The organism is Herbaspirillum sp. WKF16, assembly GCF_028993615.1.
Classification (GTDB): Bacteria; Pseudomonadota; Gammaproteobacteria; order Burkholderiales; family Burkholderiaceae_D; genus Herbaspirillum.
Genome location: NZ_CP118632.1, coordinates 2,742,045 through 2,766,706, shown reverse-complemented (window position 1 = coordinate 2,766,706; position 24,662 = coordinate 2,742,045). Strand labels below are relative to the sequence as shown.

The window sequence follows — 24,662 nt, the reverse complement described above, 5'->3', positions numbered from 1 at the left end:
ATCTGTTGTTCAGGGGATATCTCAGAAGCTTCTGCACGCGCTGGCGTGACGCCCTCGCGATACGTGGCGGTTCGCCCGCATCGGTGAGCGGTGAGCGCGCATCCCTGCGGTTGACGCAATTCAAGAGTGGTCGAACACACCGCGCCTGATGCAAGGGTGCAGGATTCAGTCGACATCGGTGGTAACAAAGTAGTAAGTTCGGAATGTGACTGGGCGAGCAGCAGGCGCAATGCCCGAAACTATGCCTGCGCGCCAGGGCTCGAAGGCAGGAGCGTAAGGATGCGCATGAAGATAAGCGGAAACCTTGGAACCTTGCAGCACAAAGAAAAAGATGCCGATCTTCAATAAAACCAGGCTGGCAACCACCAGCACGGCCATATTCTTCTTTCTGGCGCTGATGCTGTCGGTGGGGGTGGCCGCTTTTTCCTTCTACAGCGTGCGCGACTTCGAGGAGCGCGCCGTCTGGGTCCAGCACACGCACACGGTGCTCAACGTGCTGGAGGAGGCCCATTCCACGCTGCGCGACACGGTCAGCAGCGCGCGCGGCTATGCCCTGTCGGGCAATGACGAATATCGCGGCAATTTCGAGGCGGGAGTGCGCCAGCTCAATTCGCTGATGCATGAACTGCGCCGCATGATGCGCGACAACCCGGAGCAGATGAAGCGGCTTACCGCCACCGAAGACATGATCACGCAGCGCCTGATGATGGCGCGCGGCCTGTTGGAAATGAATTCGACGGTGGCCCAGGCGCAACTGCTTGCGGGCAAGTCGCTCAGCGACGACATCCGCGCCAACTTCGCCGAGATGAAGGGCGCCGAAAACGCCTTGCTGGCCACACGCTCGCAGGAGACCGCCACCAGCGCCGACGTCACCATCCTCACCGTGGTCGGCGGCAGCCTGCTCAGTGTGGCGCTGCTGGTGCTGGTCTACAGCAAGCTCAGGCGCGAGATGTGGCGCCGCGTGGAAGCCCAGCAACGCGCGCAGGCCTACTCGGACGAGATCGAGGACCTGTACAACAATGCGCCCTGCGGTTACCACTCGGTCGATGAGACCGACAAGAAGATCATCAAGATCAACGACACCGAACTGAAGTGGCTGGGCTACACCCGCGGACAGGTGGTGGGCAAGCTGACGCACGCCGACCTGATGACGCCGGAAAGCGCCGAGCTCTATACCCGCGAGCTGCTGCCGCAGTTCCTGCTGCGCCGGGAGATCAACGGCGTCGACCTGAACTACCGGCGCGCCGACGGCACGGAGTTCACCGCGCTGGTCAATGCCACCGCAGTGCCGAACCAGGAGAGCGGGCGCCTGATCAGCCGCACCGTGATGTACGACATTTCGGAGCGCAAGCAGGCCGAAGACGAAATCGAGGCGCTCAATGCCGACCTCAAGCGCCAGGCGCTGCACCTGCATAGCGTGAACCGCGAACTGGAAAGTTTCTCCTATTCGGTCTCGCACGACCTGCGCGCGCCGCTGCGCGCCATTTCCGGTTATGCCATGATCCTCGAGGAAGACTACGCCGAGGCCCTCGACGACAAGGGGCGCGAACAGCTGCAGGTGATTCGCCGCAACGTCAAGAAGATGGACGAGCTGATCAACGACCTGCTCAAGCTGGCCAAGTCGACCACCGGCGAACTCACGCTGGAGCGTTTCTCGATGGAGGAGCTGGTGACCCAGGTGGTGGCCGGCCTGAAGCAGGAAAACCCGGAGGTCGACTTCGAGCTGCCGGCCATGGACGGCGTGGTCGCCAACCGGGGCCTGATTACCCAGGTATGGGAAAACCTGCTCAGCAATGCCGTCAAGTTCAGCAGCAGGAGCGAGCATCCGCTGGTGCGCGTGAGCATGCAGCTCAACGACGACGAGATCGTCTATGGCGTGCACGACAACGGTGTCGGCTTCGACATGCGCTATGCCCACAAGCTGTTCGGCACCTTCCAGCGCCTGCATCGCCAGGAAGAATATGCCGGCACTGGCATCGGCCTGGCGCTGGTGCAGCGTATCGTGATCCGCCACACCGGCCGCGTGTGGGCCGAGAGCAAGCCGAAGGAAGGCGCGAGCTTCTATTTCTCGCTGCCGCGCAAAGGACTGATGCCGACCCTGGTCGAGCCGGAATAAACGCAATAGGGCGCAGGCTGGCGTCGTCGGCGCCGGGCTGCATTGTTCAATGAAATCGTGAGATCAGAGGCCATGAGTATCCCGCTTCGCGTGTTGTTTGTGGAGGACATGGAAGAAGACGCCGTGCTGATGGTGCGCGAGCTCAAGCGCGGCGGCTTCGAGCCGACCTGGCAGCGCGTGGACGACGAGCCGGCGCTGCTGGCGGCGCTGTGCGAGCAGCGCTGGGACATCGTCATTTCCGACTACTCGATGCCGACCTTCAGCGGCGTCGAGGCGCTGAAGCTGGTCAAGAAGGACAACGACCAGACGCCGTTCATCATCGTCTCGGGCGTCATCGGCGAGCAGACCGCGGTCGAGGTGATGAAGGCCGGCGCCCAGGATTATTTCCTCAAGAGCGCGATTGCCCGCCTGCCGCACGCGGTCGACCGCGAACTGCGCGACGCCCAGGCGCGGCGCAAGCAGCGCGCCAGCGCCCAGGCCCTGCGCGAGATGCAGGCGCGCTTCAACGCCTTCATGAACGCCGCGCCGATGCCGACCTGGATCAAGGATTCGCAGCTGCGCTACAGCTACGTCAATCCTGCCCAGTCGGCCTTCTTCGGCATGACGCCCGGCGACATGGACGGCCTCAGCGATTTCGACCTGATGTCCACCGGCGCCGCCGAGGCGTCCCAGGACAACGACCGCAAGGTGCTGGAGGACAAGCGCGAGCTGCACACCCAGGAGACCGTGTTCGACCACAACCACAACGCGCGCATCCTCGACGTGGTGCGCTTTCCCATCTATGGCGACGGCAAGGGCGACATGGTGGCCGGCCTGGCGATCGACGTCACCGAGCGCGAGCAGTCGCGGCGCGAGCTGGAGCTGGCGATCCAGCGCCAGCAGCTGCTGTCGTCGCGGGTCATCGAAGTGCAGGAGCGCGAGCGCCAGCACCTGGCGCGCGGCCTGCATGACGACGTCGGCCAGTCGCTCACGGCGCTGAAGATCAACCTCGAGACCATCAAGAAGATCGGCACCCTGGAAGGCCCGTCGCTGCAGAATGGCATCGACATCGTGACCGCGGTGCTGGCCCAGGTGCGCAGCCTGTCGCTGGACCTGCGCCCGCCGCAGCTGGATAACCTGGGGTTGGTGGCCGCGCTGCGCGCCTATGTCGAGCAGAAGTCCAAGCTGGCCGAGGTCAACGGCTGGTTCGAAAGCAGCGGCGTCGACGGCGGCCTGCACCACGACATCGAGAACACCGCCTTCCGCATCGTGCAGGAAGCGGTCACCAACATCCTGCGCCACGCCAAGTGCAAGAACATCTGGGTCACGATCGACCGCAAGCAGGAGCAGATCTATCTCAGCATCCGCGACGACGGTCGCGGCTTCGATCTGGAACGCGCGCGCAGCAACGCCATTTCCGGCACCAGCTTCGGCATACTCAACATGGAAGAGCGCGCGGTGTTGGTGGGTGGTTCCATGGATATTTCATCAGCGCCCGGCGAGGGGACGGAAATCGTCATGCATTTGCCGGTCGCACCTATCGTGAGGAGGATATGACCATGTTGACTCGCATCATGCTGGCCGATGATCACGCGCTCGTGCGCAGCGGCATCAAGGCGCTGCTGGCGGCCATGCCGGGAGTGGAAGTGGTCGGCGAAGCGTCGGACGGCGCCGAGGTGATCGAAATGATAGGCAGCCTGAAACCCGACCTGGTGGTGATGGACATCGCCATGAAAGGCATGAACGGCCTGGAGGCGCTGCGCCGCCTGCGCGGCGACTATCCGACCACGCGCTTCCTGATGCTCTCCATGTACGGCAGCGAGGAGTACGTGATGCAGGCGCTCAACGCCGGCGCCAACGGCTACCTGTTCAAGGACTCCGCGGCCACCGAGCTGGAGAAGGCGCTCTACGAGGTCAAGCATGGCCGCCAGTACCTGGACTCGCACATCTCGCGCGAGGCGCTGGACAACTACATGAAGCGCGTGGCGCAGAACGGCACGCCGGTGGAAGTATTGACGCCGCGACAACGCGAGATCCTGCAGCTGATCGCCGAGGGCAACAACACCAAGGAGATCGCCTACCAGCTCAACGTCAGCGCCAAGACCATCGAAACGCACCGGGCGCAATTGATGGACCGGCTGGACATCCGCGACGTGCCCGGGCTGGTGCGCTATGCCATTCGCACCGGCATCGCCACGCCCGACAAGTGAGCCCGGCGCGTAGATCGGATAGCAACAGGAACAGGCGAAAAGGGCCTGGGAAAATTCTGGCCGGAAAGCATTTCAGGCGCTTTTCATGGCTCTCAGGAAAATTCTGATTCCTTTTGAAAGTGCCTGTGCAATAATCGCCTCACAGTGCTGAAATCGGCGTCGGCACTGGTTTTCAAGCGGTTCGCCGATGTTGGACAACATTGCTGAGAGGCGGTAGTGGCGTGAACAGGTGCATGGCGGAAAGATCCGCGGCACGCGGGCGCGGTGCGATGCGGACGGGGAGGCCGGGAACGTGGTCAAACCAACAACAATAGTTCCAGCTTGAAACTTACTGAAGAAAGCGATCCTTATATGGATATCGAGCAATACGACATCATCCTCGTCGACGACAGCCCCGAAGTGGCCGAGTTGACCCGCCTGGCGCTGGGTACCCGCAAGCTTGCGGACAACATGACCTGGTTTGCCGACGCAGAACTGGCGGAGGAATTCTTCTTCCAGGGGGGATATGCGGATCGCAAGGACCTGCATCCGTACCTGATCCTGCTGGACTTGAACCTGCCGCTGATGAGCGGCCATGATTTCCTGAAGATCATCAAGTCCAATTCGGCCACCTCCCACATCCCGGTGGTGATGTTCTCGTCCTCGGACGACCAGCGCGACATCGACCACAGCTACGAACTGGGCGCCAACGGCTATGTCGTGAAGTGCACCGATCCCAAGGAGTTCATGGGCACCGTGGCCGACACCGGCGTCTACTGGCTCAACCGCAACCGGCCTGCGCGCGGCGGCGAGGGCAGCCAGCCCGGACGGCTCGCCACCAGCCAGTGAACCAATAAAAAAGCTGCCCCGGGCAGCTTTTTTTACGTCCGCGGCAGTCGCGCTCAGCCAGCGTGCGCGAGGCGGCGTCAGGCGTGAAACTGGCGCAGGCCGTCGAGGTCGTTGATGGTGATGCTGCCGTAGTCCACCTTCAGCAGGCCGGCTTTTTCCAGCACTTGCAGCGCCTGGTTGGCGCGCTGGCGGGACGTGCCGGAGAGGTTGCCCACTTCCTCCTGGGAAATCTGCAGGTTCAATCCGATGCCGGGATTGAGATAGGGATTGAACAGCGCCGCCAAACAGCGCGCCACGCGTGCATCGGGCTCCAGCATGCGGTCGTATTCCACCAGCGAGATGAACAGGCCGAGACGCTCGTTCAGCTGCGTCACCAGAAAACGGTTGAAGGGGATGCTATTGTCCAGCAGCCAGGTGTAGGTGGCCTTGGGCATGTAGATCAGCTCGCTCTCGCGCAGCGCCACCACATCGTACTTGCGCGGCTCGTCCTTGAGCAGCGAACCCTCGCCCAGCCAGCCGCCGTTGGCCATGCCGGCGAACGACACCGTCTTGCCTTCGGGCGAGACGCTGCTCATCTTCAGCAAGCCTTCATGCACGCCTATCCAATGCGTCACCGGATCGCCCTTGCGGCAGACATAACCGCCGGCGGGGATCTTGCGGCTGAACACTTCGGATTCGACCCGGGCCAGCTGATCTTCCGTCAGCGCCTGCGCCCAGATGCTTTTCTTCAGCATGCTTCTTATTGATGTCTCCATGATGATGCGTCGCAATATCGAAAGTTTGACAATTGTCGGTGAGATGACAACCGCTGGCAACAACTGCCTCTACTATCATCGCAGAAAAGCAGTCATGAAAAAGACAGGGCGGCTGGCACGCACGGCGACGCGGCAACGGCAGTAAGAGCGGCGTAAGCAATGCGGCACAGACTGACCCGACACCGGATCTCCTGCATCACGGGAGCATCCTCCGAACCTACAAAAAGAAGGTGGGACGATGGTGGAGACGAGACACGACACGGAAGCGGCGACGTTTCCGCGGCTGCTGCTGGCGCACGCGCAAACGCGCGGACAGCGCGCCGCCTTCCGCGAGAAGGACCTGGGCATCTGGCAGGCCACGAGCTGGCGGCAGGTGGCCGACGAGGTCAGGGCGTTCGCCTGCGGATTGGCCGCGCTGGGATTCAAGCGCGGCATGAGCCTGGCCATCATCGGCAACAACTGCCCACGCCTGTACTGGGCGATGTCGGCCGCGCAGGCGCTGGGCGGCGTGCCGGTGCCGCTGTACCAGGATGCGCCGGCGGCCGACATGGCCTACGTGCTCACCGATGCCAATGTCGACTTCGTCATGGCCGAAGACCAGGAGCAGGTCGACAAGGTCTTCGAGATCAAGCAAAGCCTGCCGCGCATCGCGCACGTCATTTACGACGACGAACGCGGCATGCGCAACTACCACCAGCCCGAGCTGCTGTCGTTCGCCCGCGTGCAGGAACTGGGCCGCGCCTACGATCGCCAGCATCCCGATTTCTTCATGGGCGAGGTCGATGCCGGCACGCCCGACGACGTCGCCATCATCCTCTACACCTCCGGCACCACCGGCAAGCCCAAGGGCGTGTGCCACTCGCACCGCGCGATGATCGCCACCGCGCGCACGCTGGTGGAGTTCGACGGGCTCAATGAGGACGACGACATCCTCTGCTACCTGCCGCTGGCCTGGGTCGGCGACTTCCTCTACTCGTTCGCGCAGCAGCACGTGGCGGGCTTCTGTTTGAACTGCCCGGAGTCGCCCAACACCGTGATGAGCGACCTGCGCGAGATCGGGCCGACCTATTATTTCGCGCCGCCGCGCATCTACGAGAACATCCTCACCCAGGTGATGATCCGCATCGAGGACGCCGGCTGGATCAAGCGCCGCATGTTCCACGGCTTCATGCGCGTGGCGCGCCGCATGGGCATGCGCATCCTGGACGGCAAGCCGGGCGTGTCGCTCCTCGATCGCCTCCAATATGCGCTGGGCAACCTGCTGGTCTATGGCCCGCTGAAGAACGTGCTGGGCATGTCGCGTCTGCGCGTGGCCTATACCGGCGGCGAGGCCATCGGCCCCGACCTGTTCGACTTCTACCGCTCCATGGGCATCAACCTGAAGCAGCTCTACGGCATGACCGAGACCTGCGTGACGGTCTGCATGCAGCCGTCCGGCGACGTCAAGCTCGACAGCGTCGGGCGCCCGATGAAAGGCGTCGAGGTGCGCATCGACGACAACGGCGAAGTGCTGGTGCGCTCGCCGGGGCTGATGAAGGAATACTTCAAGCGGCCCGATGCCACCGCCGAGGCGATCGACCCGCAGGGCTACTTCCACACCGGCGACGCCGGCTTCTTCGACAGCGACGGCCACCTCAAGATCATCGACCGCGCCAAGGATGTCGGCAAGATGGCCTGCGGCAGCATGTTCGCGCCCAAGTACATCGAGAACAAGCTGAAGTTCTTCCCCTTCATCAAGGAAGCGGTCACCTTCGGCAACGGCCGCGAGCAATGCATGGCCTTCATCAACATCGACATGGACGCGGTCGGCAACTGGGCCGAGCGGCGCAACCTGCCGTACAGCGGCTATACCGACCTGGCCGCCAACCCGGCGGTCTACGAGCTGGTGCGCGAGTGCGTGGAGAAGGTCAACGGCGACCTGGTGGCCGATCCGCTGCTGGCGGACTCGCAGATCCACCGCTTCCTGATCCTGCACAAGGAGCTCGATCCGGACGACGAGGAGCTGACCCGCACGCGCAAGGTGCGGCGCGGCTTCATCGCCGAGAAGTACGGGGTGCTGATCGAGGCCCTGTACGACGGCCGCGGCACGCAGTATATCGAGACCCAGGTGAAGTTCGAGGATGGCCGGCAGGGCATGATCTCGGCCGACCTGAAGATCGCCGAGGCCAGGACCTTCGGCGCGCTCAAGAGCGCGGCCTGAACCTGTCCCGGTCCGCACGCCACCGCAGCCATCGCCCCGGAAGCAGCCTCCGGCCAACAGCGCAGCAGCACCAAGACCAACGCTGAATGAACACGACCATGAAACGACACATGACCGCAGAAATCATCCCCTCCGGGATGCCGCCCGTATCCAGTCCCGACATCAGTCCCGACTCGGCGGCGCCGGCCATGGCCGCCAACGGCCGCCGCATCGGCGAGGTGATCCTCGACCTGCAGAACATCTCGCTGTCCTTCGGCGGCGTGAAGGCGCTCACCGATATCTCCTTCAACGTGCGCGAGCATGAGATCCGCGCCATCATCGGCCCCAACGGCGCCGGCAAGAGTTCGATGATCAACGTCATCAACGGCGTCTACCATCCGCAGAAGGGCAGCATCGTCTACCGCGGACAGGAGCGCCGCGGCATGCATCCCAGCGCCATCGCGCGCCAGGGGATCGCGCGCACCTTCCAGAACATCGCGCTGTTCAAGGGCATGAGCGTGCTGGACAACATCATGACCGGACGCAACACCAAGATGCGCTCGGGCCTGTTCGCCAACGCCATCTGGTGGGGCGCGGCGCGGCGCGAGGAGATGGAGCATCGCCACAAGGTGGAGGAGGTGATCGATTTCCTCGAGATCCAGCACATCCGCAAGACGCCGGTCGGGCGCCTGCCTTACGGCCTGCAAAAGCGCGTCGAGCTGGCGCGCGCGCTGGCCGCCGAGCCCGGCATGCTGCTGCTGGACGAGCCGATGGCCGGCATGAACGTGGAAGAGAAGCAGGACATGTGCCGCTTCATCCTCGACGTCAATGACCAGTTCGGCACCACCATCGTGCTGATCGAACACGACATGGGCGTGGTGATGGACATCTCCGACCGCGTGGTGGTGCTGGACTACGGCAAGAAGATCGGCGACGGCACGCCCGACGAAGTGATGGCCAACGAGGAAGTGATCAAGGCCTATCTCGGCACCTCGCACTGAGCGCGGCGGCCGCAAGACAAGACAACAGAAGAACAAGAAAAACGCAGCAAGGAGACGATATGCAATTCTTTCTCGAAGTGACCCTGAGCGGCCTGCTCTCCGGGCTCATGTATTCACTGGTGGCGCTGGGCTTCGTGCTGATCTACAAGGCCTCGGGCGTGTTCAACTTCGCCCAGGGCGCGATGGTCTATTTCGCCGCGCTGGCGGTGGTGGGCCTGATGGAGAAGGGCATGCCGATGTGGGCTGCCATCATCGGCGCCTTCGCGGTGATGATCCTGGTGGGGCTGGCGACCGAGCGCTTCGTGCTGCGCAAGCTGGTCAACCAGCCGCCGATCACCCTGTTCATGGCCACCATCGGCCTGACCTTCTTCCTCGAAGGCCTGGGCCCCTTGCTGTTCGGCAGCGAGGTGCGGCCGATCGACCTGGGCATCGTCGACGAACCGATCATGTCGGTGATGGACAGCCTGGGCATCGGCATCTCCAAGTTCGACCTGTTCGCCTCCGGCATGGTGGTGGCGCTGGTGGCGGCGCTGGCGCTGTTTTTCCAGAAGACCAAGGTCGGCCGCGCGCTGCGCGCCGTGGCCGACGACCACCAGGCGGCGCTGTCGCTGGGCATTCCGCTGCAGCACATCTGGGCCGTGGTGTGGGGCGTGGCCGGCTTTGTCGCGCTGATCGCGGGCCTGCTCTGGGGCTCGCGCAACGGCGTGCAGTTCGCGCTGACCATGACCGCCCTGAAGGCGCTGCCGGTGCTGATCCTGGGCGGCTTCACCTCGATTCCCGGGGCCATCGTCGGCGGGCTCATCATCGGCGCCTCCGAGAAGCTGGCCGAGATCTACATCCCACCGGTCATGCAGGACGCCTTCGGCGGCAACTTCGGCGGCATCGAGGGCTGGTTCCCGTATGTGTTCGCGCTGCTGTTCCTGCTGGTACGGCCGGAAGGGCTGTTCGGCGAGCGGCATATCGACCGGGTGTGAGCCGAGAGGGCGTGTCGTTCCTGCTTTGGCGAGAACGGCGGAGATTGGATTGCAAATGAGGTGTCGTTCCTGCGAACGCAGGAACCCAGTGGCGTATGTGATGCGCCACCGCAGGTTGATCGACGCTGGGTCCCTGCTTTCGCAGGGACGACAGCTAGTTGATACATTGGAGATACGCCATGCTGTACCGTGAAGCAGGACAATTCAAGACAAGCTACATCGCCGACAGCCAGATCTTCCCGATCCGCCAGGATCGCATCGTCTTCGCGCTGTTCATGGCCTTCGCCTTCATCGCAGTGCCTTTCCTCGGCAGCGAATACTGGTTCTCCGCGATCCTGATTCCCTTCCTGGTGTTTGCGCTGGCGGCGCTGGGGCTCAACGTCCTGACCGGCTACGCCGGCCAGCTCTCGCTGGGCTCGGCCGCCTTCATGGCGGTCGGCGCCTACGCCGCCTACAACTTCCAGCTGCGGGTGGAGGGCATTCCCATCCTGCTGACCTTCATCCTGGCCGGCGGCTGCGCCGCGCTGGTGGGCGTATTGTTCGGCTTGCCCTCGCTGCGCATCAAGGGTTTCTACCTGGCCGTGGCGACGCTGGCGGCGCAGTTCTTCGTGGTGTGGGCGCTGACCAAATTCCCCTGGTTCTCCAACAACAGCTCCTCGGGCGTGATCAGCACGCCCAAGATCGACCTGTTCGGCCTGGCCATCGACACGCCGGTCAGGAAGTACCTGTTCGTGCTGGGCATCGTGTGCGCCATGGCGCTGCTGGCCAAGAACCTGGTGCGCTCTTCCACCGGGCGCGCCTGGATGGCGGTGCGCGACATGGACGTGGCGGCCGAGGTGATCGGCATCCCGCTGATGCGCACCAAGCTGACCGCCTTCGCGGTGAGCTCCTTCTTCTGCGGCGTGGCCGGCGCCTTGTACGCGTTCTGCTACCTGGGCTCGGTCGAGCCGGACGGCTTCTCGCTGGACCTCTCGTTCCGCATCCTGTTCATGATCATCATCGGCGGGGTGGGCAGCATCCTCGGTTCCTTCCTGGGCTCGGCCTTCATCCTGCTGCTGCCGATCTTCCTCGACAACGTCCTGCCGCCGCTGGCCGCGCTGCTGCACCTGCCGTTCACCAACGCCACGGTGTCGCACATCCAGCTGATGGTGTTCGGCGCGCTGATCATCTTCTTCCTGATCGCCGAGCCGCACGGCCTGGCGCGGCTGTGGCAGATCGCCAAGGAAAAATTGCGCCTGTGGCCGTTCCCGCACTGAGGGGCCGCGCACGGAAATTCATGAGTTGGAAGGGCCGGGGTTCCGGTACAGCATAAGTCGGCAACGACAATACAAAAGGAGACGAGACCATGAAGCGACTGAAACACCTGATGCTTGCAGGCGCCTGCGCTGCGGGCCTGCTGTCGGCCGCGCTACCTGCGGCGGCGCAAAGCAGCGACCAGTTCATCGCCATTCCCAGCTACCGGGTCGGCCCTTACGGCACCAACGGCCAGTCCTACTACGGCGGCTACGTGGACTACTTGAACTACGTCAACTTGAAGGACGGCGGCATCAACGGCGTCAAGCTGTCCTGGGAGGAGTGCGAGACCGAGTACAACAACGCCAAGGGCGTGGAGTGCTACGAGCGCATGAAGAACAAGAACGCCACCACCAAGGGCACCGCCATCAACCCGATGGCCACCGGCATTTCCTACGCGCTGATCGACAAGACCGCCGAGGACAAGGTGCCGCTGCTGATGATCGGCTACGGCCGCACCGACGCGGTGGACGGCTCGGTGTTCCCGTACGCCTTCCCGCTGGTGACCACCTACCAGATGCAGGTCTCGGCCATCGTCAAGTACCTGGCCGGCAAGAACGGCGGCTCGCTGGCCGGCAAGAAAATCGTGTTCCTGTATCACGACTCGGCCTACGGCAAGGAACCCATCGTGGCGCTGCAGGCTGAGTCCTCGATCGGCAAGTTCAAGCTGGTGGAAATCCCGGTGGCGCACCCCGGCAACGAGCAGGGCGCGCAGTGGCTGCGCATCCGCCAGGAGAACCCCGACTACGTGATCTTCTGGGGCTGGGGCGTGATGAACCAGACCGCGCTGAAGGCGGCGCAGAAGGTCGGCTTCGCGCGCGACAAGATCGTCGGTTCCTGGTGGGCCGGCTCCGAGGAAGACACGGTGCCCGCGGGGGACGCCGCCAAGGGCTACCTGTCGGCCACCTGGAACGTCGCCGGCCGCGACGTGCCGGTGATCGCCGACATCGACAAGGTGGTCTACGGCGCGGGCAAAGGCAACATGCAGGACAAGAACAAGCTCGGCTCGGTGCTGTACAACCGCGGCGTGTCGGCGGCCATCGCCACCGTCGAGGGCGTGCGCACCGCGCAGGACAAGTTCGGCAAAGGCAAGGTGATGAGCGGCGAGCAGGTGCGCTGGGGCCTGGAGAACCTGAACATCACCAATGCCCGCCTGCAGCAGCTCGGCGCGACCGGCTTGCTGCCCGAGATCAAGACCTCGTGCGACAACCATGAGGGTTCGGGCAAGGTGAAGATCCAGCAGTGGGACGGCGCCAAGTGGGTGCTGGTGTCGGACTGGATCGAGGGCAACAAGAACCTGATCCACCCGCTGTTCAAGGCTTCCGCTGCCAAATACGCAAAGGAAAAGGGCATTACTCCTGCCTGCATGAAGTAGGCGCTTGCGCCGGCGGTATTGCACGTCTCCCAACCGCCGCCGGCGCTTTTTTGGATTGCGAATGAACATGAATGTCAACACCAGCACGGCGCTGTCGATCAACAATATCGAGGTCATCTACGACCACGTGATCCTGGTCCTGAAAGGCGTCTCCCTGGACGTGCCCGAGGGCAAGATCGTGGCGCTCCTGGGCGCCAACGGCGCCGGCAAGAGCACCACGCTCAAGGCCATCTCCAACCTGCTGCGCGCCGAACGCGGCGACGTCACCAAGGGCAGCATCGAGTTCCGCGGCGAGCGGGTCGACAGCATGACGCCCAACGACCTGGTCAAGCGCGGCGTGATCCAGGTGATGGAAGGGCGGCACTGCTTCGGCCACCTGACGGTGGAGGAGAACCTGCTGACCGGCGCCTACACGCGCGGCATCAGCAACGCCGAGGTGAAGCAGGAGCTGGAAAAGATCTACGACTACTTCCCGCGCCTGAAGGTCAGGCGCAAATCGCAGTCGGGCTACACCTCCGGCGGCGAGCAGCAGATGACGGCCATCGGCCGCGCCATGATGGCCAAGCCCTCGATGATCTTGCTGGACGAGCCCTCGATGGGCCTGGCGCCGCAGATCGTCGAAGAGATCTTCGAGATTGTCAGGGACTTGAACACCAAGGAGAAGGTGTCGTTCCTGCTGGCCGAGCAGAACACCATGGTGGCGCTGCGCTACGCCGACTTCGGCTACATCCTGGAGAACGGCCGGGTGGTGATGGAAGGGGCGGCGCAGGATCTGTCGGATAACGAGGACGTCAAGGAGTTCTACCTGGGCGTCTCGGCCGCCGGCCGCAAGAACTTCCGCGACATGAAATTCTATCGCCGCCGCAAGCGCTGGCTGGCGTGAGGCGAGGGGACGATATGGGTAACATGGCCAATCCCAGCCAGATCCTGGCGGAACTGGACGCGCTGGAGCGGCGCGATGCGCAACAGCGCGAAGAGCAGCTCATGCAGCGCCTGCCGCAATTGCTGGCGCGCGCGCAGGCAGCGCCCGGATGGGCGCGCATCCTGCACGGCGTCGACGCCAGGGCGGTGCGCTCACGCGCCGATCTCGCGCGCTTGCCGGTGACGCGCAAGTCCGATCTCAAGGCGCTGCAAACGCGCGAGACGCCCTTCGGCGGCCTGAACACCACGCCGGCCAGGCAGTTGCGGCGGCTGTTCGTCTCGCCCGGCCCGATCTACGATCCGGAGGGGCACGGCGCCGACTGGTGGCGCTTCGCCAGCCCGATGAAGGCGCTCGGCCTGCAGGCCGGCCACATCCTGCAGAACTGCTTCGCCTACCATTTCACGCCAGCCGCCTTCATGGTCGAAGGCGCGGCGGCCAGGCTGGGCTGCGCGGTGATCCCGGCCGGCATCGGCCAGACCGAATTGCAGGTCAACGCGATGGCGGCATTGAAGCCCGACGCTTACGTCGGCACGCCGTCCTTCCTCAAGATCATCATCGAGAAGGCGCAGGAGATCGGCGCCGACATTTCCAGCGTGCAGCGCGCGCTGGTGAGCGCGGAGGCCTTGCCGCCGTCGTTGCGCGCCTGGTTCCATGAGCACGGCGTGCCGCAGGTGCTGCAGCTGTACGCCTCGGCCGACATCGGCAACATTGCCTACGAAACCATGAGCGAAGGGGCGGTCCATCCCGGCATGGTGCTGGACGAGGAGCTGATCCTGGAGATCGTGCGCCCCGGCACCGGCGATCCGGTGGCCGCGGGCGAGGTGGGCGAGGTGGTGGTGACCTCGTTCAATCCCGACTATCCGCTGATCCGCTTCGGCACCGGCGACCTCTCGGCGGTGATGGCCGACGCCTCGCCCTGCGGGCGCACCAACACCCGCATCAAGGGCTGGATGGGGCGCGCCGACCAGACCACCAAGGTGCGCGGCATGTTCGTGCATCCCTCGCAGGTGGCCGATGTGTTGCGCCGCCATGGCGACCTGATCCGCGCGCGCCTGGTGGTCAGCGGCGAGATGGCCAACGACGTGATGACGCTGCACTGCGAAGTCGGCGACCCGGAGAACCCTGCGGTCGACGTGTCCGCGGTGGCCGGCAGTCTGCGCGAGGTGACCAAGCTGCGCGGCGAGGTATTGCTGGTGGGCCCGGGCAGCCTGCCCAACGACGGCAAGGTGATCGAGGACGCGCGCAAGTACGAGTGAGCCGCGGCCGCGAGGGGAATGCCGTGGGGAGGAGGGGAAGGAAACGCGCGGCGCCGCAGTCGGCGCCGCGCCGTTGCCTTGCATGCGCCCGCGGCGCTGAAGAAAATGCGGTGCGCGTATTGTGCGTGCGGACGATCCCGCATAGAATCGTTCGCGGAACATCTGTTCCAACGTCGCTCGGACGGTTCCGGGCGCTTACGTGAAAGCCACCATGACGCAATCCGCAGATTCGCGCGACCCTTCGCGCACGCCTGACGTTTCTTCTCCCGCTTCTTCTCCCGCTTCTTCCGGCACCGCCATCCCGGTCAGCTTCCCGCGCATCGAGCGGCTGCCGCCCTACGTCTTCAACATCACCGCCGAACTCAAGATGGCCGCGCGCCGTCGCGGTGAGGACATCATCGACATGTCCATGGGCAATCCGGACGGCGCCACGCCGCCGCACATCGTCGCCAAGCTGGTGGAGGTGGCGCAGCGACCGGACACGCACGGGTATTCGTCCTCCAAGGGCATCCCCCGCCTGCGCCGCGCGATCGCGCACTGGTACAAGTCGCGCTACGAGGTCGACTTCGATCCCGACAGCGAAGCCATCGTCACCATCGGCTCCAAGGAAGGCCTGGCGCACCTCATGCTGGCCACGCTGGACAAGGGCGACACCGTGCTGGTGCCCAATCCCAGCTACCCGATCCACATCTACGGCGCGGTGATCGCCGGCGCCAATATCCGTTCGGTGCGCATGAGCCCGGACGTCGACTTCTTCGCCGAGCTGGAGCGCGCGGTGCGCGAGAGCTATCCCAAGCCCAAGATGATGGTGCTGGGCTTCCCCTCCAACCCGACTGCGCAATGCGTCGAGCTGGAGTTCTTCGAGCGCGTGGTGGCGCTGGCGCGCGAGCACAATATCCTGGTGGTGCACGACCTGGCCTACGCCGATATCACCTTCGACGGCTGGAAGGCGCCGTCCATCATGCAGGTGCCCGGCGCGCGCGACGTCGCGGTGGAGTTCTTCACGCTCTCCAAGAGCTACAACATGGCCGGCTGGCGGATCGGTTTCATGGTCGGCAACAGCAAGCTGGTGGCGGCGCTGGCGCGCATCAAGAGCTACCACGACTACGGCAGCTTCACGCCGGTGCAGGTGGCCGCGATCGCCGCGCTGGAAGGCGACCAGTCTTGCGTGGAAGAGATCCGCGCCAACTACGAGAAGCGCCGCAACGTGCTGGTCAAGGGCCTGCACGAAGCGGGCTGGATGGTGGACGTGCCCAAGGCCTCGATGTACATCTGGGCGCGGATTCCGGAACCCTATCGCGCCCTCGGTTCGCTGGAGTTCTCCAAGATACTGATGGAGCAGGCCAAGGTATGCGTCTCGCCCGGCATCGGCTTCGGCGAGTACGGCGATGAGTACGTGCGTTTCGCGCTGATCGAGAACGAGGCGCGCATCCGCCAGGCGGTGCGCGGCATCAAGACTATGTTCAAGGCGGCCAGGGGCGGCTGAGGCGAAGCGCTTCCCGCATGAGAAACGGCGCCATGCGGGGCGCCGTTTTTCATGCAAGGTTCAGATCCAGACGTCGCCCGGCGTGGTGCGCGCTCCGCCCTGGTCGCCGGTGTTGGGCGTGCCGCGCGGCTCGACCAGCAACAGCTTGACCTCCCTTTCGGCCACCGGCTTGTGCTCGCGTCCCTTGGGCACGACGTACATCTCGCCGGTGCGCAGCGTCACCTCGCCGTCGCGGAACTCGATGCGCAGTTCGCCCTCGACCACGATGAAGGCCTCGTCGGTGTCGGCATGCGTGTGCCAGATGAATTCGCCTTGCAGGCGCGCCAGCTTGAACTGGTAGTCGTTCATCTCGGCGATGATCTTCTGCGACCACTGTTCGCTGAACAGCGAGAATTTATGGGCGAGGTTGACCGCTTGGCGGCGGGTGGATGTTGCAGGCATGGGGCGCTCCCTTCGATGGAAAGCGCCCAGTCTAGGCGGCGCGCGAAGCCGCGTCTTGAACGATTGTGCAACTCTGGCGCTTGCACTTCGCAAGCGGCCTCAGCGTGCGCGCGCCCTGAGCATGCGCAGCCAGGCGCCGGGCGCCAGCCCGTAGGCGCGCACGAAGTGGCGCGTCATGTGGCTCTGGTCGGAGAAGCCCGCCGCCGCCGCCGCCGAAGCCAGGTCGGCGCCTGCCGCCGCCATCCTGCGCGCCAGCTCCAGCCGGCGCATGGTCAAATAGCGATAGGGGCTGGTGCCGTACAGCGCGCGAAAATCCCGGGACAGGCTCCAGCGGTCGTTGCCGCTGACGGCGCTGAGCTCGTCCAGCGTGACCTGGCGCTCCAGCGAGGCGAGGATCAGCTCACGCGCCCGTTCGGCGCCGGCGAAGTCGAGGGACCTGCGTGCGCGGGGCGTGCCGGCCACCGCGCTCATGGCCTGCGCCAGGTCGTAGAGGGCGTCTTCCTCCTCCTGGTCGTCGAGCCGGCGGTCCATGCCGCGCAACAGGGTGTCGATGGTATGGAACAGGCGCGGATCCTGCGACAGGCCGGTCTCGATGTAGGGCAGCGCGCGCCCGCCCAGGGCTTGCTGCAGCAAGGCCGGCTGCACGTAGATCATGCGGTAGCGAAAGCCGTCGCGGTGGCCGGCCTGGCCGTCGTGCAGCTCGTCGGGATGCAGGATGATGGAGCCGCCCGGCATGCTGTGGCGCAGCTCGCCCCGGTAGTGGAAGCTTTGCACGCCGGCCAGTGTGCGGCCGATGGCGTAGGTGTCATGGCGGTGGAAGTCGTAGCCGCGGCCGCTGAAATAGGCCTCGATGCGTTCCATGCGCGGCGACTGCGGCGCGCTCAGCACCCAGTCTCGGGAAGAGTGGCGGATGGCGGTCATGGCGATGCGCGAAAGGACGGATCTCCGGATTGTAGTTCAAGCCTGCGCGCGGCGGCGAAGGATGTTATTGTCTCGCGGCAACCGCGACGGGGCTCTTCAGGAACCGCGCCGCGCGTTGGCCGGTCTCATCCGTATCTTCACCCGCATCATGGAACATCATGAAAAAAATAATACTCGCCATCGTCCTGGCGGCCGCATCGTCGGCCGCCTTGCTGCCTGAGGCGCAAGCCCAGGTTTCCGTCAACATCAACATCGGCGCGCCGCCGCCGCCGCGCGCCGAGCGCCTGCCGCCGCCGCGCCATGGCTACGTCTGGGTGCCCGGCTACTGGGACTGGAACGGCCATGCCCACTACTGGCGCAGCGGCCGCTGGGTGCGCGAGCGCCGCGGCTATGCCTACGCCCAGCCGGTCTGGCATGAAGGCCCGCACGGCTGGGAGCTGGATCGCGGCGGCTGGCGCGGCGGTCCGCCGCCCCGTCCGGCGGCGCCGCCACCGCGCCATGGCTACGAGCGCCACGGCCATCACTGCCCGCCGGGGCACGAGCGCCGCGGCGAGTGCGGTTGAGCTGATGCACAATCAAGATTGACGAATGCCCGGTCGCACGCACTGGGAAAAAATGAGGCCCAAGGATGGCCTCATTTTTTTGGGGGATATGGCTTATTCGAGCGATTCAGATATTTCAGTATCTCCATGGTGCAACTAAAAATGCGATGATGTTTAAATTGCAATATTTTCGTGAGTAGTGCCGGCCAAAATTGCTTTTGGGGGGCATAGAGCGCTCTATTTATCGGACGGGGGGGGCAGGCGCATCGATATAATTCCGTCGTTTCGAAGTTTCACTGGTCGATAAACGGGGATATATGAAGATTTTGGTGACAGGCGCATGTGGTTACAAAGGAACCGTTCTGGTTCCAAAATTATTGGCGCGTGGCTATAAGGTGCATGCGCTGGATGCCCAATGGTTTGGTAACTATTTGCAGCCTCATCCTGGCTTGACGATTATCAAAGGCGATGTGCGAGATATAGATGCGATCTCTCTCGACGGCGTCGATATCATCATTCATCTATCGTCAGTGGCCAATGATCCTTGCGGAGATCTGGATCCAAAATTAACTTGGGAAATCAGCGCGCTGGCCACAATGCAACTGGCGGATAAAGCGGTGCGTAAGGGAGTCAAACAGTTCATCTATGCCTCTTCTGGCAGCGTCTATGGCGTCAAGAATGAGCCGCAAGTTACTGAAGACCTTGAACTCAAGCCAATTTCTGAATACAACAAGACCAAGATGGTTTCGGAACCGGTATTGCTGAGCTATCGTGATCGCATGATTGTCCAGATCGTGCGTCCGGCGACGGTTTGCGGGTATTCACCGCGTATGCGGCTCGATGTGTCTGTCAATTTGTTGACTATGCAAGCACTGTCGAAGGGGAAAATTACAGTGTTCGGCGGCACACAGGTTCGTCCCAATATCCATATCGATGACATTACAGACGTGTATTTGCATCTGATCGATCATCCCGAGTTAACCGGTGTCTATAACGCCGGGTTCGAGAATATTTCCATTCTGGAGATTGCGCAGATGGTGGCGCGGCATATTCCAGTGGAAATCGTAGTGACCGAATCCAGCGACCCTCGCTCTTATCGGGTCAATTCCGACAAGCTGCTGGCGACCGGATTCAAACCATCCAAGTCTGTGGAGATGGCGATCACGGAAATCATCGATAAATATCGCGGTGGGGAGTTAAAGGACGAAGATCGCTATTACAACCTAAAGTGGATGGAGCAAACCGTCCTGGCGCCCAAAGCATGAGTGCCGTGATGCTTGCGCCGAATCTGGATACACACACCTTCAGGCAATACGCGTCTCGCCTGCAAAAACTGCTTGATGAAACGGATTGGTCCGGTGCGGCGCAGTTGGCCCAAGAGATGCGGCAATGTTGGATGAATGGCCGGCAGGTGTTTTTTTGCGGTAACGGCGGCAGTGCCGGCAATGCCAATCATCTGGCCAACGATTTCTTGTATGGTATTGCAAAACGCACCGGCGGGGGCATGCGAGTTTTGTCGTTGTCAGCCAATCCTGCGGTGTTGACCTGTTTGGCCAATGATATTGGTTACGACAACATTTATTCTGAGCAGCTCGCGGTACAGGCGCACGCAGATGATCTGCTGATTGTGTTATCTGGGAGCGGAAACTCTCCCAATATTGTCAAGGTGCTTGAACAAGCCAGGGTCATGGGTGTTAAATCCTGCGCCCTTCTTGGCTATAGCGGTGGCCGCGCCCTTGGCTTGGCGGATTTGCCGATTCATTTCGCGATTGATGACATGCAGATCGCGGAAGACATGCAAGTCATCTTGGGTCACATGATCATGCAATGGCTTTGTGAAAATCCTTTACCAGCCAAGACTGTCAGTTGAAATGCGAGATACTTTCTTCGTCATAGGATCCAATTCATTCTCCGGTTCCAGCTTTTGCTTCGCGGCGCTTAAGGAAGGTTCCCGCGTAGTCGGGGTGAGCCGCTCCGATGAGCCGACGGATGCATTTCTTCCATATCGGTGGGGCGGGGCACAACCTGATTTCCAATTTCGACGGCTCGACCTTAATCAGGATCTTGAAGGGATCATTAATCTGATCGCCGAGATCAAGCCGCGTTACGTGGTCAATTTCGCGGCCCAGAGCATGGTTGCCGAGAGTTGGCAAAACCCCGATCACTGGTTTCAGACCAATGTGGTATCGACAGTCCGGTTGCATGATCGACTTAGGCATTTCACGTTCCTAGACAGGTATGTTCATATCTCGACTCCAGAGGTATATGGCAGTTGTACGGGTTTCGTGGGTGAAGAAACGAATTTCAATCCGAGCACTCCCTACGCGGTGTCACGTGCCGCGGCCGACATGAGCCTTCGCACATTCCATGCTGCTTACCGCTTTCCTGTGGTGTGGACTCGTGCGGCCAACGTGTACGGACCAGGTCAGCAGTTATATCGCATCATTCCCCGCACGGTATTGTTCATTCGACTGGGTAAAAAAATCCAATTGCATGGTGGAGGAGTATCTAGCCGTTCCTTCATTCACATCGACGACGTGTCGGATGCAACGCTTAAGATTGCGCGCGACGGTGTGGACGGACAGGTCTATCATATTTCCACGCAGCGGGCCATCACTATCCGGGCCCTCGTGGAAATGATCTGCGAGCGCATGAACGTGGACTTCGATAAGCATGTTGAAGTCGTCGGAGAACGGCTAGGCAAGGATGCCGCCTATCTGCTGGATAGTTCCAAACTTCGGACTACTCTAAAGTGGAAAGATCATGTACAGCTCGAAGAAGGCATTGACGAGGTTATCAAATGGGTGGATGAGCACTTTGATGTACTGTCGCAGCAAGAAATGAATTACATCCATAAGCCATAACGGAGTCAATTTTGAAGCAAGAAATCGATCTGCTAGTCAATTATCCCAAAGCCAAGCGTAATGTCGAAGAGCGCGGAAATGAAAAAACGGAGGCCGATCGCGCACTGGCGCGTCAATTCGGTCGCGATTTCTTCGACGGTGATCGACGAGTCGGGTACGGGGGATTCAATTATTTTCCGCGGTTCTGGCAGCCGGTAATTCCGACTTTTCAGGAGCATTTCGGATTGTCTGGCGCCAGCTCTGTGTTGGATGTGGGATGCGCAAAGGGGTTCATGATGCATGATCTGGCCGAGCTGATTCCCGGCATCGTGGTCAAGGGCATCGACATATCCTCGTACGCTGTCGAAAACGCCATTGAGGACATGCGTCCGTATGTGCAGGTCGGAGACGCGCGAAATCTGGAGTTTCCCAATGATTCTTTCGACGTGGTCATCTCGATCAATACGATCCATAACTTGGGCAGGGACGATTGCGCACGCGCCTTGCGAGAGATCGAGCGCGTCAGCAAAGGACATTCCTATATAACGGTCGACGCATATCGCACCGATGAAGAAAAGAAGCGGATGTATGCCTGGAATCTGACTGCGCAAACAATAATGCATGTCGACGAATGGAAGGCATTCTTCGACGAGGTCGGATATACGGGCGACTATTATTGGTTCATTCCATGACGCCGGACATTGCTCGCCAGTTGCTGTTCGGTATGATGCGCATCCGGCATGTGGAAGAGGCAATCAGTGCTCGCTATGCCGAGCAGGCCATGCGCTGCCCTGTGCACTTGTGCAGTGGACAGGAGGCCGTTTCTACGGCAGCCGGCCTGGCGCTGAGGCGCAGCGATTTCGCTGTCAGTGGCCATCGAGCCCATGGACATTATCTAGGTAAGGGCGGTGATCTGCCCGCAATGCTTGCTGAAATTTACGGCAAGAAAACGGGTTGTGCAGGTGGGCGTGGCGGATCTATGCATCTGATCGACGAATCGGTCGGTTTCATGGGAAGCACAGCGATTGTCGGCAATACAATTCCGGTCGGTGTCGGTCTGGGCTTGTCGATTAAACTTTCCGGCGGCGACCAAGTAAGTTGCGTCTTCTTGGGCGACGGGGCGGTTGAGACAGGTGTCTTTTTCGAGTCTCTCAATTTTGCTGCCGTAAGAAAATTGCCGGTGCTGTTCATTTGCGAAAATAATCTTTATTCGGTCTACTCGCCATTGCACGTGCGCCAGCCTGTGGGGCGGCGAATATTCGAATTGGCTCAGGCCATTGGCGTAGATGCTGCCCATGGCGATGGCAACGATGTCGAAACCGTGTTTGGTCTGATTGAGTCAGCCATTGCCCAAATCCGCGAAGGAGGTGGTCCTCGCTTTTTGGAGTTCGACACCTATCGTTGGCGTGAGCATTGCGGGCCGAATTTCGATAATGATATCGGTTACCGGACGGAGCAGGAATATCTTAAGAACCGTGCACTGGAACCGATAGCGCGTCAGCGCCAGAAGCTCTTGTTGGAAGGCTTGCTCACCGACGAACAGATCGCATCCGTCGAAGACTCGATTCAGAGAGAAACCGAGGCTGCCTTCCACTTTGCGATCGAATCTCCCTTTCCGGACGCGGGAGATGCTCATACAAGAATCTATGCGTGAATCAAATCAAGCTACATCGAGGCAATTGAGTTTTTCCAAAGCGATCAATGAAGCTCTGCAAATCGCGCTTGCTGCCGATGACAATGTCATTTGTTATGGCCTTGGTACTGACGATCCCAAAGGTATTTTCGGTACGACGCTGGGGTTACAGGAGCGGTTCGGCAACGACCGCGTGTTCGACATGCCGCTCTCCGAAAATGCCATGACAGGTGTCGCTATCGGAGCTTCGCTCAATGGGATTCGTCCAGTCATGTGTCACCAAAGGCTGGATTTCTTTTTGCTGGCGATGGACCAATTGGTCAACAATGCGGCCAAGTGGTTCTACATGTTTGACGGACAGCGTTCTGTACCGATCACCATTCGCCTGATTCTTGGCCGCGGGTGGGGGCAAGGTCCTACGCATTCACAAAACCTTCAGGCATGGTTTGCCCATATTCCCGGGCTCAAGGTGGTCATGCCATCGTCTCCCGCTGATGCCAAGGGGCTATTGCTGGCCTCAATTTTCGATCCCAATCCGGTAGTCTTCATTGAACATCGCTGGTTGCATAACACTATAGGTGAGGTGCCCGAGGGCGACGCACGTGTAGAGATAGGTCCCTTGCGAATCGCCCGCGAAGGCGGCGATATTACGATTGTGAGTATGTCCTACATGACAATCGAAGCGCTGCATGCCGCGAACTACCTTGAAGAGCGAGGAGTATCTTGTGAAATTCTCGATCTGCGCTGTGTGAATCCCATAGATTGGCCCGCAATTTTTGCCTCCGTTGAAAAGACCGGCAAGTTATTGGTGCTTGACACTGGAGCCCAGACCGGATCGATTGCAGGCGAAATCGTCGCCAGGGTAGCGATGCAACGCATGAGCAGTTTGACAGCGCCTCCTGCGAGATTGGCCATGCCGGATGTTCCCGAACCGACGAGTTTTGGGATGACAGCGGGATTCTACATCCGGGCAGGGGACGTAGCTCGCCAAGTACTAGACATGCTTCAACTTGATCGGGCCGATGTTGCAGTCCGCCTTGCGGAGCCGGTACCGCACGATGTCCCAGGTTCCTGGTTCACCGGACCCTTCTGATGGCTGCACCGCGTGTTTTGGTCGTGGCCGCAGGCAGCGATATCGGCGCCCATTTGGTTGAGCACCATCTGAGTCAGGGGGCAATCGTCTATGGCTCATATCGCCAAAAGGACGAAAGAATAAAGCGTCTGGAGCAAAAAGGCGCCGTTCTGTTCCCTCTTGACATCAATTCCAAGGAGCAAGTCAGTGACTTCGCCCGACAATTGGAACAAGTCGATTTCCGCTGGGATGTATTGATCAGCGCTCCTGGCCTGCTAGAACCCATAGGCAAGTTCTTTTCGCTCGATTTCGATACATGGGAACGCAGCGTGTTGACCAATTCGACGTCGCAGCTGCGGGTGTTGCACGCAGTGTATGGTTTGCGCGGAGAGCGTCCCAAGCTCATTTTCTTCGCCGGTGGTGGCACTAATGGCACCTTCGATAATTATTCAGCTTATTGCATTGGCAAAATGTCGCTGATAAAGATGACGGAATTGCTCGACAGCGAATGTCCTGAGCTGCAGGTGTCCATCATTGGCACCGGCTGGGTAGATACCAAGATACACCGGCAGACGCTGGCGGCAGGAGAGGCAGCCGGGGCCAATTTTGATCGAACTCGGGAATATCTGGCTGGCGCACAAGCAAAGGGCGCCAGCGTGGAAGATGTTGCCCAATGCATCGATTGGTGCATTCGCGCGGACAGGGACGCTGTGGGAGGCCGGAATTTTTCTTTGGTGCATGACAGTTGGCGCGATCTCGATTTTACGGAACATTTGAAGCGCAATCCCGATATCTACAAGCTGCGGCGAAGATCTTGACCGGGAATGGGGGCATAT

Annotated in this window: 23 protein-coding genes; 20 read left to right on the top strand and 3 right to left on the bottom strand. The window is 61.5% G+C overall.

The genetic code is table 11. From position 1 onward, the window contains the following. Positions 1–331: 331 nt before the first annotated feature. The 4 genes from Herbaro_RS12535 (at position 332) to Herbaro_RS12520 (ending at position 5,133) form a co-directional block, all read left to right on the top strand. Positions 332–2,116 (top strand): sensor histidine kinase, encoded by a 1,785-nt coding sequence (locus tag Herbaro_RS12535; protein WP_275009964.1) that lies wholly within the window; start codon positions 332–334, stop codon positions 2,114–2,116. A 72-nt stretch (positions 2,117–2,188) separates the two neighbouring features. Continuing rightward, positions 2,189–3,652: a hybrid sensor histidine kinase/response regulator gene (locus tag Herbaro_RS12530; protein ID WP_275009963.1), complete on the top strand. Its 1,464-nt coding sequence runs from the start codon at positions 2,189–2,191 to the stop codon at positions 3,650–3,652. Between the two features lie 2 nt (positions 3,653–3,654). Next, positions 3,655–4,305, top strand: a complete 651-nt coding sequence (locus tag Herbaro_RS12525; protein ID WP_275009962.1) for a response regulator — start codon at positions 3,655–3,657, stop codon at positions 4,303–4,305. A 351-nt stretch (positions 4,306–4,656) separates the two neighbouring features. Then, the gene (locus tag Herbaro_RS12520) at positions 4,657–5,133 is read left to right on the top strand and encodes a response regulator (RefSeq protein ID WP_275009961.1); all 477 of its coding nucleotides are present in this window, start codon (positions 4,657–4,659) and stop codon (positions 5,131–5,133) included. 77 nt (positions 5,134–5,210) lie between these two features. On the opposite strand, the gene Herbaro_RS12515 is transcribed toward Herbaro_RS12520, so the two are convergent. Beyond that, a complete protein-coding gene (locus Herbaro_RS12515; RefSeq protein ID WP_245200433.1) occupies positions 5,211–5,867 on the bottom strand; it encodes a Crp/Fnr family transcriptional regulator in 657 nt (218 codons plus the stop codon). A 259-nt stretch (positions 5,868–6,126) separates the two neighbouring features. On the opposite strand from Herbaro_RS12515, the gene Herbaro_RS12510 reads away from it, so the two are divergent. From Herbaro_RS12510 to alaC, 8 genes are all read left to right on the top strand, one after another. Continuing rightward, positions 6,127–8,088 carry an AMP-dependent synthetase/ligase gene (locus Herbaro_RS12510; protein ID WP_275009960.1) on the top strand — a complete coding sequence of 654 codons (1,962 nt, stop codon included), beginning with the start codon at positions 6,127–6,129 and terminating at the stop codon, positions 8,086–8,088. Positions 8,089–8,174: 86 nt separating this feature from the next. Further along, a complete protein-coding gene (locus tag Herbaro_RS12505; protein ID WP_275009959.1) occupies positions 8,175–9,068 on the top strand; it encodes an ABC transporter ATP-binding protein in 894 nt (297 codons plus the stop codon). Between the two features lie 59 nt (positions 9,069–9,127). Then, complete coding sequence (locus tag Herbaro_RS12500; protein ID WP_275009958.1) at positions 9,128–10,042, top strand: branched-chain amino acid ABC transporter permease; 915 nt, start codon at positions 9,128–9,130, stop codon at positions 10,040–10,042. Positions 10,043–10,221: 179 nt separating this feature from the next. Next, entirely contained in the window at positions 10,222–11,298 is a 1,077-nt protein-coding gene (locus Herbaro_RS12495; RefSeq protein WP_275009957.1) for a branched-chain amino acid ABC transporter permease, read from the top strand. Between the two features lie 89 nt (positions 11,299–11,387). Beyond that, complete coding sequence (locus tag Herbaro_RS12490; protein WP_275009956.1) at positions 11,388–12,710, top strand: ABC transporter substrate-binding protein; 1,323 nt, start codon at positions 11,388–11,390, stop codon at positions 12,708–12,710. 61 nt (positions 12,711–12,771) lie between these two features. Next, positions 12,772–13,593: an ABC transporter ATP-binding protein gene (locus tag Herbaro_RS12485; protein ID WP_275009955.1), complete on the top strand. Its 822-nt coding sequence runs from the start codon at positions 12,772–12,774 to the stop codon at positions 13,591–13,593. A gap of 23 nt (positions 13,594–13,616) precedes the next feature. Continuing rightward, positions 13,617–14,888, top strand: coding sequence for a phenylacetate--CoA ligase family protein (locus tag Herbaro_RS12480; protein WP_275009954.1), 1,272 nt, complete (start codon positions 13,617–13,619; stop codon positions 14,886–14,888). A gap of 211 nt (positions 14,889–15,099) precedes the next feature. Next, a complete protein-coding gene (alaC, locus tag Herbaro_RS12475) occupies positions 15,100–16,374 on the top strand; it encodes an alanine transaminase (RefSeq protein WP_275009953.1) in 1,275 nt (424 codons plus the stop codon). 60 nt (positions 16,375–16,434) lie between these two features. Here alaC and Herbaro_RS12470 read toward each other — a convergent pair whose 3' ends face one another. Next, the gene (locus tag Herbaro_RS12470; RefSeq protein ID WP_275009952.1) at positions 16,435–16,815 is read right to left on the bottom strand and encodes a cupin domain-containing protein; all 381 of its coding nucleotides are present in this window, start codon (positions 16,813–16,815) and stop codon (positions 16,435–16,437) included. Between the two features lie 99 nt (positions 16,816–16,914). Beyond that, the gene (locus Herbaro_RS12465; protein ID WP_275009951.1) at positions 16,915–17,736 is read right to left on the bottom strand and encodes an AraC family transcriptional regulator; all 822 of its coding nucleotides are present in this window, start codon (positions 17,734–17,736) and stop codon (positions 16,915–16,917) included. 158 nt (positions 17,737–17,894) lie between these two features. Here Herbaro_RS12465 and Herbaro_RS12460 point away from each other — a divergent pair, with 158 nt between their 5' ends. The 8 genes from Herbaro_RS12460 (at position 17,895) to Herbaro_RS12425 (ending at position 24,644) form a co-directional block, all read left to right on the top strand. Further along, on the top strand, positions 17,895–18,299 hold the full coding sequence (locus Herbaro_RS12460; RefSeq protein WP_275009950.1) for a YXWGXW repeat-containing protein: 405 nt from the start codon (positions 17,895–17,897) through the stop codon (positions 18,297–18,299). A gap of 296 nt (positions 18,300–18,595) precedes the next feature. Then, positions 18,596–19,543: an NAD-dependent epimerase/dehydratase family protein gene (locus Herbaro_RS12455; RefSeq protein ID WP_275009949.1), complete on the top strand. Its 948-nt coding sequence runs from the start codon at positions 18,596–18,598 to the stop codon at positions 19,541–19,543. Further along, positions 19,540–20,148: an SIS domain-containing protein gene (locus Herbaro_RS12450; RefSeq protein ID WP_275009948.1), complete on the top strand. Its 609-nt coding sequence runs from the start codon at positions 19,540–19,542 to the stop codon at positions 20,146–20,148. The genes Herbaro_RS12455 and Herbaro_RS12450 overlap by 4 nt, the downstream gene beginning before the upstream one ends. Further along, entirely contained in the window at positions 20,114–21,142 is a 1,029-nt protein-coding gene (locus tag Herbaro_RS12445) for a GDP-mannose 4,6-dehydratase (protein ID WP_275009947.1), read from the top strand. Before Herbaro_RS12450 ends, Herbaro_RS12445 begins: the two co-directional genes overlap by 35 nt. An 11-nt stretch (positions 21,143–21,153) precedes the next feature. After that, on the top strand, positions 21,154–21,813 hold the full coding sequence (locus Herbaro_RS12440) for a class I SAM-dependent methyltransferase (RefSeq protein ID WP_275009946.1): 660 nt from the start codon (positions 21,154–21,156) through the stop codon (positions 21,811–21,813). After that, positions 21,810–22,775: a thiamine pyrophosphate-dependent dehydrogenase E1 component subunit alpha gene (locus Herbaro_RS12435; RefSeq protein ID WP_275009945.1), complete on the top strand. Its 966-nt coding sequence runs from the start codon at positions 21,810–21,812 to the stop codon at positions 22,773–22,775. The genes Herbaro_RS12440 and Herbaro_RS12435 overlap by 4 nt, the downstream gene beginning before the upstream one ends. Further along, the gene (locus tag Herbaro_RS12430; protein ID WP_275009944.1) at positions 22,750–23,847 is read left to right on the top strand and encodes an alpha-ketoacid dehydrogenase subunit beta; all 1,098 of its coding nucleotides are present in this window, start codon (positions 22,750–22,752) and stop codon (positions 23,845–23,847) included. Before Herbaro_RS12435 ends, Herbaro_RS12430 begins: the two co-directional genes overlap by 26 nt. Beyond that, positions 23,847–24,644 carry an SDR family oxidoreductase gene (locus Herbaro_RS12425; RefSeq protein ID WP_275009943.1) on the top strand — a complete coding sequence of 266 codons (798 nt, stop codon included), beginning with the start codon at positions 23,847–23,849 and terminating at the stop codon, positions 24,642–24,644. Before Herbaro_RS12430 ends, Herbaro_RS12425 begins: the two co-directional genes overlap by 1 nt. The last annotated feature ends 18 nt before the right edge of the window (positions 24,645–24,662 follow it).

What these genes read in the sequence shown, in the direction of transcription:
- Herbaro_RS12535 (WP_275009964.1), top strand. Translation starts at nt 332, where the DNA reads ATGCCGATCTTCAATAAAACCAGGCTGGCAACCACCAGCACGGCCATA.
- Herbaro_RS12530 (WP_275009963.1), top strand. Translation starts at nt 2,189, where the DNA reads ATGAGTATCCCGCTTCGCGTGTTGTTTGTGGAGGACATGGAAGAAGAC.
- Herbaro_RS12525 (WP_275009962.1), top strand. Translation starts at nt 3,655, where the DNA reads ATGTTGACTCGCATCATGCTGGCCGATGATCACGCGCTCGTGCGCAGC.
- Herbaro_RS12520 (WP_275009961.1), top strand. Translation starts at nt 4,657, where the DNA reads ATGGATATCGAGCAATACGACATCATCCTCGTCGACGACAGCCCCGAA.
- Herbaro_RS12515 (WP_245200433.1), bottom strand. Translation starts at nt 5,867, where the DNA reads ATGCTGAAGAAAAGCATCTGGGCGCAGGCGCTGACGGAAGATCAGCTG.
- Herbaro_RS12510 (WP_275009960.1), top strand. Translation starts at nt 6,127, where the DNA reads ATGGTGGAGACGAGACACGACACGGAAGCGGCGACGTTTCCGCGGCTG.
- Herbaro_RS12505 (WP_275009959.1), top strand. Translation starts at nt 8,175, where the DNA reads ATGAACACGACCATGAAACGACACATGACCGCAGAAATCATCCCCTCC.
- Herbaro_RS12500 (WP_275009958.1), top strand. Translation starts at nt 9,128, where the DNA reads ATGCAATTCTTTCTCGAAGTGACCCTGAGCGGCCTGCTCTCCGGGCTC.
- Herbaro_RS12495 (WP_275009957.1), top strand. Translation starts at nt 10,222, where the DNA reads ATGCTGTACCGTGAAGCAGGACAATTCAAGACAAGCTACATCGCCGAC.
- Herbaro_RS12490 (WP_275009956.1), top strand. Translation starts at nt 11,388, where the DNA reads ATGAAGCGACTGAAACACCTGATGCTTGCAGGCGCCTGCGCTGCGGGC.
- Herbaro_RS12485 (WP_275009955.1), top strand. Translation starts at nt 12,772, where the DNA reads ATGAACATGAATGTCAACACCAGCACGGCGCTGTCGATCAACAATATC.
- Herbaro_RS12480 (WP_275009954.1), top strand. Translation starts at nt 13,617, where the DNA reads ATGGCCAATCCCAGCCAGATCCTGGCGGAACTGGACGCGCTGGAGCGG.
- alaC (WP_275009953.1), top strand. Translation starts at nt 15,100, where the DNA reads ATGACGCAATCCGCAGATTCGCGCGACCCTTCGCGCACGCCTGACGTT.
- Herbaro_RS12470 (WP_275009952.1), bottom strand. Translation starts at nt 16,815, where the DNA reads ATGCCTGCAACATCCACCCGCCGCCAAGCGGTCAACCTCGCCCATAAA.
- Herbaro_RS12465 (WP_275009951.1), bottom strand. Translation starts at nt 17,736, where the DNA reads ATGACCGCCATCCGCCACTCTTCCCGAGACTGGGTGCTGAGCGCGCCG.
- Herbaro_RS12460 (WP_275009950.1), top strand. Translation starts at nt 17,895, where the DNA reads ATGAAAAAAATAATACTCGCCATCGTCCTGGCGGCCGCATCGTCGGCC.
- Herbaro_RS12455 (WP_275009949.1), top strand. Translation starts at nt 18,596, where the DNA reads ATGAAGATTTTGGTGACAGGCGCATGTGGTTACAAAGGAACCGTTCTG.
- Herbaro_RS12450 (WP_275009948.1), top strand. Translation starts at nt 19,540, where the DNA reads ATGAGTGCCGTGATGCTTGCGCCGAATCTGGATACACACACCTTCAGG.
- Herbaro_RS12435 (WP_275009945.1), top strand. Translation starts at nt 21,810, where the DNA reads ATGACGCCGGACATTGCTCGCCAGTTGCTGTTCGGTATGATGCGCATC.
- Herbaro_RS12430 (WP_275009944.1), top strand. Translation starts at nt 22,750, where the DNA reads ATGCTCATACAAGAATCTATGCGTGAATCAAATCAAGCTACATCGAGG.
- Herbaro_RS12425 (WP_275009943.1), top strand. Translation starts at nt 23,847, where the DNA reads ATGGCTGCACCGCGTGTTTTGGTCGTGGCCGCAGGCAGCGATATCGGC.